Raw genomic sequence first — 19,340 nt, forward strand, 5'->3', positions numbered from 1 at the left:
GTTATCCACAATTCTTTAAAGTCTTAAAAACATAGATATCCACAATGCTAATACTTGTTTTTATATAGTAAAAATAGGTTTTCCACAGAAAAAACGCTCCTTAATAAGAATAAATTTAAATTTTAAAATTTGAATTTATTTATAGGATTTGACTTTGCTGTGGATAACCCAAACACCAGAATAAATTTAAATTTATAACTTCAGAGTGTTTATACTTATGTGGATAAATTTGTGCATAATATTGTTTATAACTTATTTTCCATTATTTAACAAGTTATTATGATGTGAATACTTTTTTATGGGCTTGAACGTTTAATGAAAGGCTTGAAGTCAAAAATTGAGTAGTTACAAGTTTATTTATGCGGAATTGGTGTTTTTGATTGACAGCTCAAGCAATGAACACTAAAATCGCGGACCTTTATAGAAAGATCAATTTTTGGAGTTTCGATATGAAACGTACATTCCAACCATCTGAATTAAAGCGTAAGCGCGTTCATGGTTTCCGTGCTCGTATGGCTACTAAAGCTGGTCGTCAAGTATTAGCTCGCCGTCGTGCAAAAGGTCGTCACAGCTTAACTGTTTAATCTGTTAACGCTTAAACGATTTTGGGTGTTATGACACTTTATGACTTCGGCGCAGAGCGGCGTCTTCGCTGTGCTGCCGATTATAAAGTAGTGTTTGATGGTGCGCTTTTTAAAGTGCATCAACCCCACTTCTTGTTTCTTGCAACATATTCCAAACAACCTAACAGTCGTTTGGGAATTGTTGTTGCTAAGAAGAAAGTGCGCCGTGCGCATGAAAGGAATCGAGTAAAACGACTTGCTCGCGAAAGTTTTCGCCTGCATCAAATGCAATTGGATGCCTTGGATATTGTGGTTATGCCTAAAGTTGGTATAGAAACAGTCGCCAATTCAGAATTGCATCAGCAATTACAATTTGCTTGGCAAAAGCTGCAACGCATTGCTAAAAAGCATTCAAAAATAGCTCCCTCCCCACAGAAGTAGAGAAGGCCAATGGTACGTGTGCTGCATTGGTTGATTCGATTCTATCAGATCGCGATTAGTCCGCTGTTAGGACCACGCTGTCGTTATATACCTACATGTTCTCAATATTCATTGGAAGCAATCCATACGCATGGAGCTGTACGGGGTGTTTGGTTGGCTAAAAATCGTATTTGTCGATGTCATCCATGGGGCGGCTCGGGCTATGATCCTGTTCCCGCAAAAGCAATTCGTTTTATTTCATTTCAGCAAATCGATTCTCAAACGCATCTCGTTGCTGTACCCTTTCGTGGATGTTTATGGAATCAAAATCACTCTAACTTTTTGGGGTAATAGATATGCAACAATGGGCCAGGATTGCAATTCTAGGAGCCATGTTTGTCGTCGCATATTTGCTTATTTTGGCATGGCAAAAGGACTATGGTCATAATGAAACTCAACAGCAGCCTCAAAAAGCTGCGGTTGTTTCACATGAAGTGTCTGCTGACCTGCCAAATGGACAGACAGCTACGGCTGCTTCAGATGTGCCACAAGCGAATCATGCAGCGCAGCAAACAACAGAATCGACTGCGGCAGCAAGTCAACAGCTTATTTCAGTTCAAACTGACCTTTATCATCTTTGGATTAATCCTAAAGGTGGTGATATTGTTCGTGTTGAATTACTCAATCATGATAAAAACAAAGATAGCGATGAACCGTTTGTTATGCTGGAAAGCGATGCCAAACGTACGTATGTTGCACAATCTGGTTTAATTGGTCTGAATGGACCTGACAGTGGTCGTAATGGTCGTCCTGTCTATGAAATTGAGAAATCTGCATATACTTTAGCTGATGCAAAAGCAGCGAAAGATAAAGACGGCAAGTCAGTTCATGTACTTTCTGTTCCGATGGTCTTCAAGACGGCTGACGGCGTAGAAATTATTAAAACCTTTACCTTCACGCAAGGCGAATACCCTGTTGTGGTGAACCACAAAGTGGTCAACCGCAGTGGTCAAAACTGGCAAGGCCAGATGTTTGGTCAGCTGAAACGTGATAATTCGGAAGATCCAGGTAAATCGGATCAAGGGATTTTCACTCTGGGTACCTTCTTGGGTGGCGCATGGGGTACACCTGAAGAACATTACAACAAGCTTAAATTTGCCAACTTTAACGATGAAAAGTTAAGTGTTGAAGCGAAAGGCGGCTGGATTGCAATGGTTCAGCATTACTTCGTCAGCGCTTGGATTCCAGGCGAGTTGAAGTTGACTCAAGCCAATGGTCAAGCATACAGCGCTAAATTAGAGTCGCGTAAATCGAGTGATGACATGAACATCCTCAGTTTTACTTCACCAACCATCAATGTACCAGCAGGTACAGTGGCAGAAGTGGATGCGACTTTCTATTCAGGTCCTAAAATTCAATCAGAATTGAAAGACTTGGCTGTCGGTTTAAATCAAACTGTAGATTATGGCTGGTTATGGCCAATCGCGAAATTATTGTTCCTTGGCTTACAATTCTTCCATAACTTGGTCGGAAACTGGGGCTGGTCAATCATTTTACTGACGATTTTGGTGAAGTTGATCTTGTGGCCATTGTCGTCGAAGAGCTATCGCTCTATGGCGAAAATGCGTGTGATTGCACCTGAAATGCAGCGTATGAAAGAAGAATTCGGTGAAGACCGTATGCGCTTCTCTCAAGAAATGATGGCATTGTACAAGCGCGAGCAAGTGAATCCACTTTCAGGCTGTTTACCTTTGTTACTACAAATGCCAATCTTCTTGGCATTGTACTGGGTGCTGATGGAAAGTGTAGAATTGCGTCATGCACCTTGGATCCTCTGGATTCAAGACTTATCTGCAATGGATCCGTGGTTTATCCTGCCGTTGTTGATGGGTGCAACCATGTTCATCCAGCAAATGTTGAACCCACAACCTGCCGATCCAATGCAGGCCAAAGTGTTCAAGATCATGCCGATCATGTTCACGGTATTTATGTTGTTCTTCCCTGCAGGCTTGGTACTGTACTGGATTGTGAACAACAGTATTACCATTACTCAACAATGGTTTATCAATAAATCAGTTGAGAAAGCACGTAGCTCGAAAGAAACTGCTTAAGCAGCTTCTCACAGCAACTAGCTGATTAAATCCGCTTAAGATGGTAATCTTAGGCGGATTTTTCTTTGGGTTCGATTAGGACTAAACGTCAGGTGAATTTTATGCAACATCAAACCACTATCGCAGCGATTGCTACTCCGCCAGGTCGTGGGGGGGTGGGTGTAATTCGTCTTTCAGGTCCACAAGCCTATGCCATTACAGAACAGTTGACCCAAAAGGCCTTGCCGAAAGCGCGGATGGCAGGCTTCCGTCAGTTTCTGGATCTTCAGGGTGAAGTGCTGGATGAAGGTCTGGTGATTTGCTTTCCAAACCCGAACTCATTTACCGGTGAAGATGTGGTCGAGTTACAGGGACATGGTGGCCCAGTGATTCAAAATGCCTTGTTAGCACGTTGCCTAGAATTGGGCGCGACAGCGGCAAAAGCAGGTGAATTTTCCATGCGCGCCTTTGAAAATGGCAAGCTGGATTTGGTTCAGGCGGAAGCCATTGCTGATTTGATTGATGCCACTTCGCAGGCAGCCGCGCGTTCAGCGGTACGTTCTTTACAAGGTGCCTTTTCACATAAAGTGAATACGGTTCTCGAAAAACTGATTCATTTGCGTCTGCATGTAGAAGCTGCGATTGACTTTCCTGAAGAAGAAATTGATTTCTTGGCGGATGGCAAGATTCTCTCCTTATTGCAAGACGTACAGCATTCTGTTGCTGCGGTACAGCAATCGGCGCGTCAAGGACAGTTGCTACGTGAAGGTTTGCAGGTGGTGATTGCAGGTAAGCCGAATGCGGGTAAATCTTCCCTGTTAAACGCTTTGGCAGGGATTGAGCGTGCCATTGTGACTGATATCGCGGGAACCACCCGTGATGTACTGCATGAAAAGATCAGCCTGAATGGCTTACCGATTACCCTCACCGACACCGCAGGCTTGCGTGAAACGGGCGATGTGGTGGAAAAAGAAGGTATTCGCCGCGCGATTAAAGAAATTGAACAAGCCGATTTGTTGTTGTTGGTTTATGACTTGAGCCAAGGTGAAGATCCATTGCAACTGGCGCGTGAATACTTTGAACATCATTTAGAACCTAAGCGTCTGATGTTAATTGGTAATAAATGCGATTTAACTGGTGCTGCAGCTCAAATTGGCGATTTTCAAGGTTTCCGACATATTACAGTCTCTGCTAAACAGGAAACAGGCGTTCAATCGCTCATAGAAGCGATTACAGCGCATGCAGGCTTCCAGCCAGAGGAAGACACCTTTATTGCACGAACACGTCATTTAGACGCAATGAAGCGCACGCAGCACTATCTTGCAGAAGCACATGAGCAACTGGTGGTGTTTCATGCAGGTGAATTGGTGGCTGAGTCATTACGTCTGGCGCAAAATGCCTTGGGTGAGATCACGGGGGACTTCAGTGCAGATGATTTGCTGGGCAAAATCTTTGGCTCGTTCTGTATTGGAAAGTAACCGTTCGATCTCCCCTTTCTCTAATTTCACGCTAACTTGAAAGAATGACAAGGCTTTGTTTCACACAGGACGCAAAGCCTTTTGTTTGCTGTGCCACAAATAAAGCCCGAAACACAGTAGTGCCATGCCAAGGCCAAAACCGCTAACGGCTAGATTTAAACCCCAAAGATCGGCACTGTAACCGACGGCAATAATCTGCACGATCGTTCCCAAATAACCCATGAACAAATAGGTCGAAATGACCGCAGCACGATTGTGTGGATTGGTCATTTGGTGAATCAGACCAAAAGATCCCATGATGCCCAAACCATGCCCTAAACCGACGCCAATATCACTGATAAAGAACAACGGGCTCCAATGGGTTTGCATGCAGATTGCCAAAAGCAGGCAACTCAGAAGCAGTAGAAGCAAACCATAATTTAAGCTACGCGCTGCAGGGAGAGATTTGGCAAAAAATTGGATTAGTGCAGAAATAAACAGAATGCTGGAAATGGCGAGACCACTGACCAAAGGACCATGCCAAGGGATCAGGTCTTTGACAAAGGAGGCCGACAGGGATGCAAACAGACTGAATGCACCAAAAGCACAAAATGCAGTTAAACCTGCAATAAAAAAATGAATCCGTGTCGAGGCGACAGGAAGTTCCAAATGCGGTGCGATTGAAAAGGGTTGTGCTTGAAACGTAGGAGGTTTTAATCGAAAGAGGCCGATCAAACACAGGATTGCCCCTGCAATAATCGGCAGATAAGGCATGAGTAATGGCAATGCAGAAAATTGCGCGATCACACCGCCGATGAAGGGTCCCAAAGCAAAGCCGATCACGGTAATAATTGAACTGAGTTGAGGGGCATGTGCTTTATGATCGTCTGGAATGGTCAGCATTAAACCTAACATCGCGGAAGTGCTGATCAGTCCTGAGGCAATGCCAATAATAAAGCGTCCTAAGCCCAACCAAAGCGCATTGCTGGCAAATGCGGACAGCACCAAACCTGTGATGACAAAAAATAAACCCACTTGCAGGGTACGCAAAAAGCCAAAGCTGTTACTGGCTCGTCCGAAAAACAGCAGTGTGGCTAAACACCCAAACATATAGGCGACAAAGATGTAGGTAATCTGGCTCGGCAGTAAATGCCATAACTGCTGATAAATGGGATACAGCGGACTAGCCAATGCTGTACCAATGGTACCCATGCATAAAGCGAGGCTGATCATCAGGAATGATCGCCAAGGTGGTTGAACCGTCATAAAGCATCACAAAAACTGTCGGAAAAAGCACAGTAAAAAAGAGAAGAGTTCCGACAGCTTAAGCTGAAACTGCTGCTTTAACAATCATTAACCATAGCGTTTTAATAACTTTAGGAACTCTGCCAGTTCAGCCTCATCCAGCTCTGTATCTGGTTTGATCACGTGATGACGCAGATGCGCTTCAATCAATTCGTTCATTAGACCATTCACCGCGCCTTTGACAGCCGCAACTTGTTGCAGAACATCAATACAGGAGCAATCAGGCTGCATCAAGGCTTGATCAACCGCTTGAATTTGCCCTTGTAAACGCTTCACGCGATTTTGAATTTTCTTATCTTCAGATAAATGACCCACACTTTCCTCCAAAAAATAAATATACTACTAGGGAGTATATTGGTGAGAACATCATGCAACATTCAGCACAGCCCAGAACCCATAGCCATCAATTTGATCAAGGGAATCCTTTGGCACAAAAACGAATCTTAATTGCCACTATTTTAACGGCAGTCATGATGCTATTAGAAGTGATTGGTGGCTGGATTTTTAATTCGATGGCATTACTGGCCGACGGCTGGCACATGAGTTCACATATGATGGCGCTCGGATTGGCTTATTTTGCCTATCATGCTGCACGACACTATGCGCAAGACCAGCGTTTTAGTTTTGGAACATGGAAAATTGAGATTCTGGCGGGTTATAGCAGTGCGATTTTGCTGTTGGTCGTGGCCATTTTTATGGCGTTTCAATCGGTTGAGCGACTGCTTCATCCTGTTGATATTCAATACAATGAAGCCATCCCGATAGCGATTCTGGGCTTGGTGATTAACTTGATTTGCGCATGGCTTTTGCATGATGGTCACCATCACCATCACCATCACCATCACCATCATGAGGAATCTCATCATTCGCATGATCATGACCATACTCATGAACATGATTTAAATCAAAAAGCGGCATTTTTGCATGTCGTTGCCGATGCAGTGACATCGGTGTTTGCGATTATGGCCTTGTTTGCAGGAAAATATATGGGCTGGTCATTTCTGGATGCGTTGTTAGGGATTCTCGGGGCGATTTTGGTGGCACGATGGGCCTATGGTTTGATGCAGGAAACCGCAAAAACTCTGTTGGATGCCGAAATGAATCACCCTGTGGTGGCTGAAATTCGTGAAGTGATACAAGATTTACCCGTCAGGGTTGATGTGACGGATTTACATGTCTGGAAGGTTGCCAAAGGCAAATTCGCCTGTATTTTGGCGCTCAGCAGCCATGCCTCAATTAGTGCAGATGAGGTGCGAGAAGCCTTATCGATTCATGAGGAAATTGTGCATGTTTCCGTTGAGATTAATGCTTTAATGCCAAGCTCGACCGTTGATTGGGCGAACAACAGTTAAACAAATAACACGATGATCATTATTGTATGGGTTTTCAGACCATTACGAATACTCGATCTCCCCCTTGCGAAAATGGGGAGTAGAACATGTTTAAATTAGCCTTATTGATGATCCTTCTAAGCGGTTGAATGACCGCTTATATGCCAAATGGCTATGAATAAAGTGACTCAAATTCGAGTGAAATGATTGCAAATTCAGAGTTTACACATTCTGCTGGATTGACATGATTCACATCCATCTTCCAATTTGAAGAATATCCAAGCTTGGGTATGTTTATCTATATAAAAATCTCCTCACCAAGAGGAGATTTTTTTAAGATCATTGAATAGTCATACCTGTCTAGGTTCCACGTGAAACACACTGGTATTTGCTTTACCAAATACCTGATAAAAATCATCAATCATCACCACAATTCAGATTAAACTGATTCCCTTTTTATCTCTTAAGTGAACGAGCAGAATTCATGTTGAAAAAAACAATGGTCGCTGTACTGGCAGGTTTGGTGTCTTTGTCTAGTTTTGCGGGGGTGGACAATGTAAAAACCAATCTTGCAAAACAACATCCAGAGTTGAAAGTTGAGAATATTCAAAGCACAGAAATGTCTGGCATTTACAGTGGCTCTATGGATGGCCAGGTGGTTTATCTGGGGGAAAATGCTCAACATATTTTAGTAGGTTCGATGATCCGCCTTAAGGATCAGCATAACCTGACCAAAGATTTGATTTTAAAACAAAACTCGATTGACTGGAAAAAATTACCGCTACAAGACGCAGTAAAAACCGTGCGCGGTAATGGCAAACGCCAACTGGCGATCTTTTCTGACCCAAATTGCCCGTATTGCAAGCAACTTGAGGCTGAATTGAAAAAGCTAGATAACGTGACCATTTATACCTTCATTTATCCAATTAAGCCGCAATCGGTAGCGCCGTCGAAAGCGGTGTATTGTGAAAAAGATCAGAGCTATGCGTGGGAAAATCTGATTGCCAAAGGGGTTGCGCCTGCGGGGAACAAGAGTTGTGCCAACCCGATCGAACGTAATTTAGCTTTGGGTAAATCCCTAGGGGTTAATGGAACCCCGACCCTGATTTTCTCCAATGGATTTAAGGCCGCAGGCAGTTACCCTGCGGAACAAATTGAACTGATCTGGAAAGAGTTTGGTTTATAATTTCAAATCAATCGCTGTTAAAAAGCCTTTGCATGTTTCACGTGAAAAGGCTTTTTTTATGGCAGCTTTAAGCGTGAGATTTCTTATTGAACAGGTTGTAGATAAATAAAATAATAATTGCACCAATGACGGAGGCGAAGAATCCCGCTGCGACATTGTCGGCATAGAGTCCGATCATACGTCCACCATAAGTGGCAAGCAAGGAACCTGCAATCCCTAACAAGGTAGTAACCAAAAAGCCTGCCTTGTCATCCCCTGGATGAATGGCACGTGCAATTAGACCTGCAACAAAACCAACGAAAATCGCAACAATCAGTGACCACATAGTGTTCTCCTTATTGTTCTGTTTGAATGAATGATTAAGTGAACAGGAATAGTTTGGCGGCTAAGCTGGTTTGATTAAAGCCTCATCCTGCAAGCGAATGTGGTGTTTTTGTGTGAGTATGTTGCACAGTCGGTATAAAAAAAACCTTTTAAATACAGTTGATTTACCGTTTTAAAAGGCTTTTTCAGAAGTGCTTGGTCTAGGACTTAGAGACCAATTTCACCAATAAATGGAATGTGGCGATACTTTTGATCGTAATCGAGACCATAACCCACAATAAACTTGTCTTCGACTTCAAAGCCTAAGAATTTAACGTCTAAATCAATTTCACGGCGTGAAGGCTTGCTGACCAACGTACAAAGTTCAATCGAGTTGGGTTCACGTGTTTGCAAGATTTCAAGCACTTTGCTGAGGGTATGTCCAGAGTCGATAATGTCTTCGACAACCAGCACATCTTTACCACGAATTTCGCCATCGAGATCTTTCAAAATTTTCACGTCACGGCTAGACACTGTAGATTTGCCATAGCTTGAAACGGTCATAAAATCGAGTTCATGCGGTTTTTCAATTGTTCGGCATAAATCAGCCATAAAAATAACGGAACCACGTAATAAGCCAATTAAAACAAGTTCTTTGTCGCTTTCGGCATAGTGGGCATTAATTTTAGCACCAAGCGCTTGAACTTTTGCTTGGATCTCTTCAGCTGAAATCATTACGCTCATTTGAACGGTCATGGGCAGATACCTAAAAATCAAAAATAAAAAAGGCGTTGACCTGCAACACCTCAAAATATGCATTTATTTTAATACATCTTCTAAGCAGATGCACCCTTTGTTGTTTGTTTTTTGCTCGCACCATGATGATCGTGTCGAAGGATGAGCGTGCCTGCAAGCAAGAACAGGCACAGTTTTGACTTGGGCATTGCGGGTGCAATCGGCTTATTCAGGCTGGACATAGGCCGCTTGACCGTAGACATAGGTCGCGTGAATATTGCGGTCATCACCCATGGTCATCAACGCAAATAAAGCGTCTTCAATGCCTTTGGCACGTTGTTGACGGAGGGACTGTAAGGCTGTGGCGTGCAGATCCAGTACAATAAAATCGGCTTCTTTCCCAACATTAAAGTTACCAAGTTGATGATCTAGACTCAGTGACTTAGCACCGCCCAAAGTCGCGTGATAAAGGGATTCAAAGGCAGACAACTTGTCGCCTTGCAGTTGTTGCACCTTATAGGCTTCATTTAGGGTTTGTAGTTGATTGAACGACGTCCCTGCGCCAATGTCGGTGCCTAAACCGACTTTCACTTGTTTTTCCCACGTCTTCTTCAATGGAAATAAACCACTGCCGAGGAACAGGTTCGAGGTTGGACAGAAGGCAATGGCTGAATCCGTGGCATGCATGCAATCCCATTCGTGCTCTTCCAAATGCACGCAGTGCGCAAACACTGAACGCGAACCTGTGAGACCATAGTGATGGTAAACATCTAAATAGCCTTGCTGTGCAGGGAACAATTCTTTGACCCATGCAATTTCATTTTTATTTTCACTTAAATGGGTGTGCACATAGACATCTGGATATTCGGCTTTGAGTTGCCCCGCCAGTTGTAATTGCTCAGGTGTGGACGTCGGTGCGAAACGTGGGGTAATCGCATACAGCGCACGCCCCTGCCCGTGCCATTTTTCAATCAGTGTCTTAGAGTCTGTATACGCACGTTGTGGTGTGTCACATAAGGCATCAGGTGCATGACGATCCATCATGACTTTGCCCGCAATCAGGCGCATGTGGTGACGTTGTGCCGCTTCAAATAAGGCATCGACTGATTCAGGATGCACGGTACAGAACACCAGTGCAGTGGTGGTGCCATTCTTCAGCAGTTCTTGCACAAAGAACTCAGCAATTTGAGCCGCATAAGCCGCATCGGCAAACTGCATTTCGGTGGGGAAAGTATATGTATTGAGCCATTCCAACAGTTGTTCGCCGTAGGCACCGACCATTTCCGTTTGTGGAAAATGAATGTGGGTATCGATAAAGCCAGGCACAATCAATTTTTCAGGATAATGCTGGATGGCAACGCCTTCTGGCAGATGTGCAGCAGCATCCTGCCAAGCGCCAAACCATTTGATTTTTCCAGCTTCACTGATGAGTACGCCATCTTCTATATAACGTACCTGCTCGGCAATATCCGCAGCTTGCGCAACTAAATTTTGAATATCTAAAAAACGACCGCGAACGACAGTGGTCTGCAACAATGAAGACATGGAAAACCTACAACTTTTACTTTTTTCGATTGATTGTACCTGAAAATGCCCAACTAAACTGTATAACGTTGACTGAGTCCCCACTCGGCTAAAATACGGCGATACATGGTGGATGAACGATCGGCTTCAAAATGGGCCTCCATCATTAAATCCAGTGGCAGTTCTTCAGGTTTTTGTGATTCCACCATGTCTTGGTCTTCGGCAAAGATTTGCGCATTAAAGGCATAGACCGACGCCAAATCCCCAGTTTGGTCAAAATTACGGGTAATCGGGACAAATAAACGGGTTTGCTTGTGGGACACAGGACAGCAGGCATTCAGAATTTTCAGCACGCCATCATTCGGAAAATCAATACTCAGAATGGCAGAAAATGGTGGATAGACCTCAAAGGTCCGCACCCATAAAAAATCTGCAGGCGCCAAGTGCTGCAAGCCATGTGGATAATTACTGACATTGCTGATATACACGGTTTTGAGACCATACTCGGTACGTTCAGTCTGGTATTTGGGAACTACAGGGTTTTCACGATCGGCAAAGGCTTGATGATGCACCCAAGCAAAATGCGCCACATCAATAAAGCCTTCCAGTTGCCGACCACTGGAACCTGCAATATCCACAGAGGGCGGTAAAATCGCTTGATGCTCTGCATGATCCCATGTATCTAGCACGGGGATATTGGTTTGCGTGAGATCACGTGCATGTAGACTGGTCCAGACCAAACCATAACGTAAAATCACGGGAAACTGAGTCAAACTGAAACGTTCTGAAATGGTCTTTAAATCTGGCTGTGCGGGAATTTTGGTACATTTTCCTGCACTGTTATAGCGTAAACCGTGATAGGGACAAATAATCTCCTCCCCTTCAACCCAGCCTTTGGACAAAGGCACGCCACGATGCGGGCATACATCACGAACCAGATGAATATGACCCGCTTCCGTTTGATAGAGTGTCATATTCACATCCAATAAAGTCACGCGCTGCGGTTGTGTGCTGACATCTTGAATACGGGCAACGGGATACCAGTACTGCGCCAGAATGTCCCAGTCTTGTGCGATAAATTGGCTATGACAAGGTATGGCAATCGGGTTCAAGGTTGGAATAGTATTCATGCTGTGCGCTCATCATCCAGTTTGATTTGAATGAAGCAAATTCTTTGCCAAGCCATTCTGATCCAGTCAAGAGATGCGGTGTCAGCGGTATGTTTGAGCGCAAACAGGACAACATGATGCAGGCAAAAACTCAAAGCTTAGATCGACAGAACATCAGGGCACTGCAACAGATGCTGCGGCAGCATGCTGCACTATGGCAATGTTTGGAACTTTTGCACAGCTTGCACCCTGATGCTTATATTTGTGCAGGTGCTTTAAGAAACTTGGTCTGGTCAAATTTGCATGAGCAGGCATGGGTGTTGGAACAGAGTGAAATCGATGTGATTTTTTATGATTCAACCGACCCAGAAGATCGGGTGGTGCAGCGACTGGAACAGCAACTTCAGGCACATTATCCCGAGTACCTTTGGGATGTGGTCAATCAAGCCAATGTGCATCGCTGGTACACCCGCGCAGATGGACAGTCGATTGCGGCTTATTCATCCTTGTCTGAGGCCATTTCGATGTGGCCCGAAACAGCGACGGCAGTGGCCGTGCGCTTGTGTGTAGATGGACAATTAGAAGTAGTTGCACCTTTGGGACTTATTGATTTATTTGAGCTGAAATTACGTTGGAATCCTCGCATGGTCAGCCATGCAGTGTTTTTACAGCGGATGCAAAGCAAAGGTTTTCTACACAAGTGGCCCAAACTGCGTTGGGTGAAAGAGCATGTTGTGGATTGAAACAGACATAAAAAAGACAGACTTAGTGGACTAAATCTGTCTTTCTGAGATTCATGCTTTCGGTTTAAGTGGATGAATGCTCTTGTTTCTTATTGTGGCGAACGGATAGCCACGCGGTAATGCTCAATACAATCACAATAAAGCTCAGAGAAATCCAGATTGGCATGTGGAACACATCCAGCATCAACATCTTGAAGCCAATGAACAACAGGATAATCCCGAGACCGTAGGGCAAGTAATGCATTTTCGATGCAGCACCCGAGAGCAAGAAGAACATTGCACGCAGACCTAAAATCGCCATCAGGTTCGCCGTCAAGACAATAAACGGGTCACTGGTCACCGCAAAGATGGCAGGAATCGAATCCACTGCAAAAATCACATCAGACGCCTCAACCAGAATCAGCACCAAGAATAATGGGGTAAACCACAGCACGCCATTTTGACGGATAAAGAACTTATCGCCTTGCAGTTGCGGGGTAATGCGTAAATGCTTACGTAACCATTTCAATATGGCCATGTTCTCGATATCGGGTTCGTCATCCTGCCCTTTCAGGAATTTGAAGCCTGTATAGACCAAGAACGCGCCAAATAGGTACAAAATCCAAGAGAATTCTTGAACAAACCAAGCACCAATGAAAATAAAGATGGTACGCAGTACAATGGCACCGAGTACGCCGTAAAGTAAGATTTTGCGTTGTAATGCAGGTGGAATCGCAAAAGCCGCGAAAATCATTAACCAAACGAAGACGTTATCAATCGCGAGGGATTTTTCCAGTAAATAACCCGCGATATATTCCATGGTCTTTTGGTTTGCAATCGCAACGCCCACGGTTTGCTGTAAATACAGCCAGAGACCGCCTGCGAATAACATCGCCACAGTGACCCAAGCAATACTCCAGTAAGCTGCTGTTTTAATGGCAACCTGTTGTCCTTGCTTTTGTTTAAATCCAAGAAAGTCGATCAACAGCATGATAATCACAATGCCGAAGAACGCTAAATACAGCCATAAATTGCCGATAGATTCCATATAAAATCCTCAACATCTGGCAAATGGCCACAAAAAAACCTTGACCTGTTGCCAGATGATACAAACATCTGTGTCAACATGATCAAGGTCTTGCCTACATTACAGTGAGTAATGCTCAGATACCGACTTTTTGCAAAGTGTAATGACGATATTCTGACACGTCAGCACGCTGTGCTGTGGCTGACGTCTGGAGGAGGCTACTCCCCTTGTTCAAATTCTGTATTGGACTGTGTCCAAATGATGCGGCAAGAATCGCATATTTTGTACAAAAGTGCAAATCTAAAACGAAGTTGACTCATGTAAGACTCAGAGCATTGATCTGAGTGGGCAAGCAAAGTTTATTCTTGGTTTGGGGTTTAAATATTATGGTCTATAGGGAACTGTGTTGTCATATTGGGCAATCACTTTGGCCAATAACGAACCACAGAGCATTAAAACAAAATAAATTAACATGCCGCTGCTCCTGTGCGTGCTACATGCTTAGCATAGAAATAAAGCACAGCAAGCTTCATCCCTGAAACTGGTGATTTATTGCGCAAGGTGTAACCAGATTTTAAACTTTGGTCGACGGATATAAAAACTGGGTGTTTTTTCTACGTTTCTTATGGCATGTTAACTGTAATTTTTCCAAATTGAGGATCGCTGAGCATGCAGTTCCAACATCAAAATAATGCGCAAAAGGGTGTTTTTTTTCTAAATGATGCTGCGGGTCAGCGCATTGCCGAAATTACTTATCTATGGCGTGATGCTGCTACAATTGTGGCAGACCATACTTGGGTGGATGACAGTTTGCGTGGGCAAGGTGTAGCACGTCAGTTGCTGGATGTTTTGGTGGAATATGCCCGTGAACAACAGTTAAAAATCGTACCTGTTTGTTCTTATGTGGATGTGATGTTTAAACGTGATCAAAGCCTGTTGGATGTCGCGGCATAATCCTCGTTACATGCTCAAAAAATAAAAAAGCCCGCTTGCAGCGGGCTTTTTCAGTTCAGTATTTATTGTGTTTCTAAGGCATGAATTAGTTTTTGATGTAAACCACCAAAACCACCATTCGACATGATCACCACAGCATCGCCCTCACCTGCTTCAGTCAGCACGGTTTGAATAATATCTTCCAGAGAACGCGCAACGACCGCTTTATTTGGTGCTGCATCCACTACAGGCTGTAAGTCCCAGTCCAAACCTTCAGGTTGATACCAGATCACTTCATCAGCCAAGCGTGCTGAATAAGCGAGTCCATCTTTATGGCTGCCCATACGCATGGTGTTGGAGCGTGGTTCAATAATCGCCCACAATTTACGCTCGCCTAAGCGTTTACGTGCACCGTCTAGCGTGGTTTCAATGGCTGTCGGATGATGCGCAAAGTCATCATAAACCTCAATGCCCTGAATGGTGCCAAGTAGTTCCATACGACGCTTGACGCCACCAAAATTGGATAAGGCTTCACAAGCCGTTTCAATCGCCACACCCACGTGTTCTGCTGCAGCAATGGTGGCTAAGGCATTCGCGACCGAATGCTGCCCTGTCATATTCCATTTCACTTCGCCTTTGACCACGCCGTGCTGCAATACTTTAAAGTGTGAACCATCTGCCGAAAGCTGTTGCGCAGACAGTGCTGCATCAGTATGTGCATCTAAAGAAGTGCGTACTACGGGCGTCCAACAACCCATGTCTAAAACTTCATCAATGTTGGTTTCGGTAATGGGTGCAATAATGCGACCTTCACTTGGAATGGTACGAACCAAATGATGGAATTGTTTTTGAATGGCCGCCAAATCATCAAAAATGTCGGCATGGTCAAATTCGAGGTTGTTTAAAATCGCAGTTTTAGGATGGTAATGCACGAACTTGGAACGTTTGTCGAAAAATGCCGAGTCGTATTCATCGGCTTCTACACAGAAATATTTTCCAGCACCTAAACGCGCACTTTCAGAAAAACCTAAAGGTACGCCACCAATTAAAAAGCCGGGTTCTAAACCTGCTTGATCCAGTACCCACGCCAACATGGTGGTGGTAGTCGTTTTACCATGGGTGCCAGCAACACCCAGTACATGTTTACCTTGCAGCACATGATCCGCGAGGAATTGTGGTCCTGAAATATACGGAAGCCCTTCGTTCAACATATATTCCACGGCATCAATGCCGCGTTTCATGGCATTGCCGACAATGACTAAGTCCGGATGTGGTTGTAAATGACTACGATCATAGCCTTGCATTAAGGTAATGCCTGCATTTTCCAGTTGGGTCGACATTGGCGGATAGACGTTCAAATCAGAACCTGTCACCTTATGTCCTAAATCCCGCGCCAGTAACGCCAATGAACCCATAAAGGTGCCGCAAATACCCAAAATATGCAGATGCATTGATTTTTAACTCCACTGCTTTTTGACACAACACTTCATGATTGGTGTTGTTGTCAGAATTGATTCGATTTGACAGCAACGATAGCAAGGCTCTTTGGGAAAAGATAGTTTTTCTTGTATCAATTTAGACCACTGTTGCAGCGTAAATTAACCGCAGATTAAAGCCGATAAAATCCCCTAAAATGGGCACTTTGGCGTATAATTTTCAGCCCATTCTTGGTCTTGATTGTGAATGTAGCCTAATGATACATACCATGCTCACTCCCTTTGCTCTGTTGGTGATTGCCAATTGCTTTATGACCTTGGCTTGGTATGGTCATCTGAAGTTTTTACATGGTGCGCCGTTGTGGCAAGCGATCTTATTTGGCTGGTTGATTGCGCTACTGGAATATACCTTTATGATTCCTGCGACACGCTTATTATCTCAGGATGGCTGGTCTGTAGGTCAAATGAAAATTACCCAAGAAGTCATGACCTTAGTGATTTTTGTGCCTTTTATGATTTATCTATTTAAGCAACCGTTTAAGTTGGACTATCTCTGGGCAGGTTTTTGCCTATTGGGGTGCGTGTATTTCGTGTTTCGAAGTCAGTAAGCTTTATAGAGCAGAATTAAACTGTACCAATCTTGGTTTGAGCGGCTAAGGTCATTTAAGCGGCAAAACATGCCAGTTGAGCCGTCTCAATCATGCTTGGAGCGCTGCATTTTTTTATCCTTGGAATCATTTCCTTATTTTTATCGAAAAAAAAGCAAAAATATCTCACTCATGCCCTGCATAAATTTTGGTGAGATGAAAAATCAGTCTATAATATCGGGCTTCTGAACCAGTTAAAGCTTGGCTCTCGTCGAGATTTATCCTCTTTCACACTAATCTCTGGAACATTAGCAATGAATGCGGCCGCAGCACAAGACGCTCAACCCCTCGTAGGAATTATCATGGGTTCTCAATCTGATTGGGCGACTCTCGAACACACTGCCAATATGCTTAAGCAACTTGGTGTCCCATTTGAAGCTGAAGTTGTTTCTGCACACCGTACCCCAGATCGTTTATTTGAATATGCTGAAACTGCACGTGATCGTGGTATTCAAGTGATTATTGCTGGCGCAGGTGGCGCAGCACATTTACCAGGTATGTGTGCGGCAAAAACCGACTTACCAGTGTTGGGTGTGCCAGTAAAATCATCTATTTTAAATGGTGTTGATTCACTGCTTTCTATTGTACAAATGCCAGCAGGTATTGCAGTGGGTACTTTGGCGATTGGTCCTGCAGGTGCAACCAATGCGGCCATTATGGCAGCACAAATTCTTGGTTTGACACGTCCAGAGATTGCTGAAAATGTAGCAAACTTCCGTGCAGCACAAACGGAAAAAGTGGCAAGCAACAATATTCCGGGTCAAGCTTAAAACGGGACACAGGTTATGAACAAAACCATCGGTATTTTTGGTGGTGGTCAATTGGGTCGCATGATGGCGCAAGCAGCATTGCCACTCAATATTCAATGTACCTTCTATGAAGCAGATACAGACTGCCCTTCCGCAGCTTTAGGTCAGGTGATTTCCAGCCAAACCGAACAAGGTCTGCAACAGTTTATTCAAAGTGCGGACGTGTTTAGTCTGGAATTTGAAAATACGCCGCTTGCGGATGTTGATCTTTTGACGCAAAGCAAAGCCATTCACCCACCGCGTCAAGCGTTAGCGACCGCACAAAATCGTTTAATGGAAAAAGCTTTATTCGATCAATTGCAGATTCCTGTTGCGCCGTACCAAGCGGTGGATTCTTTGGAGAGTTTACAGCAAGCCGTGGCTGCGCTTGGTTTGCCTCTGGTGCTGAAAACAGCCACTGGCGGTTATGACGGTAAAGGTCAGTTTGTTCTGCGTAGCGAAGATCAAATTGAGCAAGCTTGGGCTGAATTGGGTCCAGCAAAAAGTCTGATTGCAGAAAGTTTTGTGACTTTCTCGCGTGAGGTTTCCATCATTGCGGTGCGTGGTCAAGATGGTGAAGTGAAAACTTGGCCTTTGGCTGAAAACCATCACCACAACGGCATCTTGTCGCATTCGATTGTTCCTGCGCCAAAAAGTGCAGATTTACAACCAGCTGCACAAGACTACATCACACGTTTACTCAACCACCTGAACTATGTCGGCGTGCTGACGCTAGAATTGTTCGTGACAGAACAAGGCCTATTTGCCAATGAGATGGCGCCACGCGTGCACAACTCAGGTCACTGGTCGATTGAAGGTGCGGTGTGTTCGCAGTTTGAAAATCATATTCGTGCAGTTGCAGGCTTACCTTTGGGTTCAACCGAGGTGGTCCGCCCTACCGTAATGATCAATATCATTGGACAATATCCAAAATCGGAACAGGTTTTGGCGTTAAATGGCGCACATTTGCATTTGTATAACAAAACAGAACGTGCGGGCCGCAAGATTGGTCACATCACGTTAATGCCAAATGACAGCACTCAATTGACTACTTTATGCCGTCAATTGGCGAAAATTTTGCCTGTGCCTTTAGCATTAAGCGAAGATATGACCATTTAAATCCTGAACTGTTTAGCAAAAAAGCGATCACTCTGTGGATCGCTTTTTTTATGTCAATGACTCAGGCATGCTACGCGACCCTGTATTGCAGTATTGCCTTTTATCGCAAATTTGAGCTTTTTATTGTGTCTAGGTTGAATGAAAAATAAGCTATAAGTGCTCGGTTGTACTGAGTAAAGCATAAGAAAATAGAAAGATATTTTGAATTTAAAACTGGGTTTTACTGGGGCGTTTGAATTTAAATACCATGCAAAACCTCAATTGTGGATAAAATATTTTGAATTTAAAGTGGGTGCGCGCTTTTAAATTCATTTTTTAAATTTAAACATACACTTTATGAATTTAAATAGGGTTTTTGAATTCAAAAGCATGCTCAAGTGTCATAATTTATGCCATGTCTGCTTGGGTTGAGGGTGTTTGTGCTTTGAATTTAAAAAATACGGCTGTGGATAAGGTCTTTTAAATTTAAATCTCGAGTTTAAATTTAAAAGTGTGGTTTTGAATTCAAAGAACGCTTTTATTTGGATTGTGGATAATTATTTTAAATTTAAAAAAGAAGTATGAATTTAAAATTAAGAAAATGAATTCAAATTTTACGTTTCTTATCTGTCAATTTTGCGCTGGAATGTTAAGGTAAGCGCATAA

At 43.7% G+C, this 19,340-nt stretch carries 20 protein-coding genes; 12 read left to right on the forward strand and 8 right to left on the reverse strand.

Annotation, left to right across the window (positions count from 1 at the left end; all coding sequences use genetic code 11):
- Positions 1-449: 449 nt before the first annotated feature.
- The 5 genes from rpmH to mnmE all read left to right on the forward strand — a co-directional run bounded on the left by rpmH (position 450) and on the right by mnmE (position 4,551).
- Positions 450-584, forward strand: a complete 135-nt coding sequence (gene rpmH / locus GWK51_RS15840) for a 50S ribosomal protein L34 (protein ID WP_000831329.1) — start codon at positions 450-452, stop codon at positions 582-584.
- Between the two features lie 30 nt (positions 585-614).
- On the forward strand, positions 615-1,004 hold the full coding sequence (gene rnpA, locus GWK51_RS15845; RefSeq protein ID WP_100242855.1) for a ribonuclease P protein component: 390 nt from the start codon (positions 615-617) through the stop codon (positions 1,002-1,004).
- Between the two features lie 9 nt (positions 1,005-1,013).
- Positions 1,014-1,334 carry a membrane protein insertion efficiency factor YidD gene (gene yidD / locus GWK51_RS15850; RefSeq protein ID WP_161934436.1) on the forward strand — a complete coding sequence of 107 codons (321 nt, stop codon included), beginning with the start codon at positions 1,014-1,016 and terminating at the stop codon, positions 1,332-1,334.
- A 5-nt stretch (positions 1,335-1,339) separates the two neighbouring features.
- Positions 1,340-3,094: a membrane protein insertase YidC gene (yidC, locus tag GWK51_RS15855; protein WP_161934437.1), complete on the forward strand. Its 1,755-nt coding sequence runs from the start codon at positions 1,340-1,342 to the stop codon at positions 3,092-3,094.
- Between the two features lie 101 nt (positions 3,095-3,195).
- Positions 3,196-4,551 (forward strand): tRNA uridine-5-carboxymethylaminomethyl(34) synthesis GTPase MnmE, encoded by a 1,356-nt coding sequence (gene mnmE / locus GWK51_RS15860; protein ID WP_161934438.1) that lies wholly within the window; start codon positions 3,196-3,198, stop codon positions 4,549-4,551.
- 60 nt (positions 4,552-4,611) lie between these two features.
- Here mnmE and GWK51_RS15865 read toward each other — a convergent pair whose 3' ends face one another.
- Both GWK51_RS15865 and GWK51_RS15870 read right to left on the reverse strand, forming a co-directional pair.
- The gene (locus tag GWK51_RS15865; protein WP_456236805.1) at positions 4,612-5,796 is read right to left on the reverse strand and encodes an MFS transporter; all 1,185 of its coding nucleotides are present in this window, start codon (positions 5,794-5,796) and stop codon (positions 4,612-4,614) included.
- Positions 5,797-5,883: 87 nt separating this feature from the next.
- A complete protein-coding gene (locus tag GWK51_RS15870) occupies positions 5,884-6,150 on the reverse strand; it encodes a metal/formaldehyde-sensitive transcriptional repressor (protein WP_100242850.1) in 267 nt (88 codons plus the stop codon).
- A gap of 53 nt (positions 6,151-6,203) precedes the next feature.
- On the opposite strand from GWK51_RS15870, the gene dmeF reads away from it, so the two are divergent.
- Both dmeF and GWK51_RS15880 read left to right on the forward strand, forming a co-directional pair.
- Positions 6,204-7,187, forward strand: coding sequence for a CDF family Co(II)/Ni(II) efflux transporter DmeF (gene dmeF / locus GWK51_RS15875; RefSeq protein WP_216071796.1), 984 nt, complete (start codon positions 6,204-6,206; stop codon positions 7,185-7,187).
- 463 nt (positions 7,188-7,650) lie between these two features.
- Complete coding sequence (locus GWK51_RS15880; RefSeq protein WP_161934439.1) at positions 7,651-8,352, forward strand: DsbC family protein; 702 nt, start codon at positions 7,651-7,653, stop codon at positions 8,350-8,352.
- A gap of 67 nt (positions 8,353-8,419) precedes the next feature.
- Here GWK51_RS15880 and GWK51_RS15885 read toward each other — a convergent pair whose 3' ends face one another.
- The 4 genes from GWK51_RS15885 to GWK51_RS15900 form a co-directional block, all read right to left on the reverse strand.
- On the reverse strand, positions 8,420-8,677 hold the full coding sequence (locus GWK51_RS15885) for a GlsB/YeaQ/YmgE family stress response membrane protein (RefSeq protein WP_161934440.1): 258 nt from the start codon (positions 8,675-8,677) through the stop codon (positions 8,420-8,422).
- A gap of 206 nt (positions 8,678-8,883) precedes the next feature.
- The gene (gene hpt / locus GWK51_RS15890; protein ID WP_100242846.1) at positions 8,884-9,411 is read right to left on the reverse strand and encodes a hypoxanthine phosphoribosyltransferase; all 528 of its coding nucleotides are present in this window, start codon (positions 9,409-9,411) and stop codon (positions 8,884-8,886) included.
- Positions 9,412-9,615: 204 nt separating this feature from the next.
- Positions 9,616-10,935 carry a guanine deaminase gene (guaD, locus tag GWK51_RS15895; protein ID WP_161934441.1) on the reverse strand — a complete coding sequence of 440 codons (1,320 nt, stop codon included), beginning with the start codon at positions 10,933-10,935 and terminating at the stop codon, positions 9,616-9,618.
- Positions 10,936-10,988: 53 nt separating this feature from the next.
- On the reverse strand, positions 10,989-12,044 hold the full coding sequence (locus GWK51_RS15900) for an aromatic ring-hydroxylating oxygenase subunit alpha (RefSeq protein ID WP_161934442.1): 1,056 nt from the start codon (positions 12,042-12,044) through the stop codon (positions 10,989-10,991).
- Positions 12,045-12,133: 89 nt separating this feature from the next.
- Here GWK51_RS15900 and GWK51_RS15905 point away from each other — a divergent pair, with 89 nt between their 5' ends.
- Positions 12,134-12,766: a nucleotidyltransferase family protein gene (locus GWK51_RS15905; protein ID WP_235941176.1), complete on the forward strand. Its 633-nt coding sequence runs from the start codon at positions 12,134-12,136 to the stop codon at positions 12,764-12,766.
- A 64-nt stretch (positions 12,767-12,830) separates the two neighbouring features.
- On the opposite strand, the gene GWK51_RS15910 is transcribed toward GWK51_RS15905, so the two are convergent.
- Complete coding sequence (locus GWK51_RS15910; RefSeq protein WP_161934443.1) at positions 12,831-13,793, reverse strand: TerC family protein; 963 nt, start codon at positions 13,791-13,793, stop codon at positions 12,831-12,833.
- Between the two features lie 648 nt (positions 13,794-14,441).
- On the opposite strand from GWK51_RS15910, the gene GWK51_RS15915 reads away from it, so the two are divergent.
- A complete protein-coding gene (locus GWK51_RS15915) occupies positions 14,442-14,726 on the forward strand; it encodes a GNAT family N-acetyltransferase (protein ID WP_161934444.1) in 285 nt (94 codons plus the stop codon).
- Between the two features lie 62 nt (positions 14,727-14,788).
- Here the strand turns inward: GWK51_RS15915 and mpl are convergent, their stop codons facing one another.
- A complete protein-coding gene (gene mpl / locus GWK51_RS15920) occupies positions 14,789-16,156 on the reverse strand; it encodes a UDP-N-acetylmuramate:L-alanyl-gamma-D-glutamyl-meso-diaminopimelate ligase (RefSeq protein ID WP_161934445.1) in 1,368 nt (455 codons plus the stop codon).
- Positions 16,157-16,410: 254 nt separating this feature from the next.
- On the opposite strand from mpl, the gene GWK51_RS15925 reads away from it, so the two are divergent.
- From GWK51_RS15925 to GWK51_RS15935, 3 genes are all read left to right on the forward strand, one after another.
- Complete coding sequence (locus GWK51_RS15925) at positions 16,411-16,749, forward strand: DMT family protein (RefSeq protein ID WP_100242840.1); 339 nt, start codon at positions 16,411-16,413, stop codon at positions 16,747-16,749.
- Positions 16,750-17,042: 293 nt separating this feature from the next.
- Positions 17,043-17,558: a 5-(carboxyamino)imidazole ribonucleotide mutase gene (gene purE / locus GWK51_RS15930; RefSeq protein ID WP_026441188.1), complete on the forward strand. Its 516-nt coding sequence runs from the start codon at positions 17,043-17,045 to the stop codon at positions 17,556-17,558.
- Positions 17,559-17,573: 15 nt separating this feature from the next.
- On the forward strand, positions 17,574-18,695 hold the full coding sequence (locus tag GWK51_RS15935) for a 5-(carboxyamino)imidazole ribonucleotide synthase (RefSeq protein ID WP_161934446.1): 1,122 nt from the start codon (positions 17,574-17,576) through the stop codon (positions 18,693-18,695).
- Positions 18,696-19,340: the final 645 nt, after the last annotated feature.

Origin of the sequence: Acinetobacter kanungonis (assembly GCF_009939195.1) — a bacterium.
Classification (GTDB): domain Bacteria; phylum Pseudomonadota; class Gammaproteobacteria; order Pseudomonadales; family Moraxellaceae; genus Acinetobacter; species Acinetobacter kanungonis.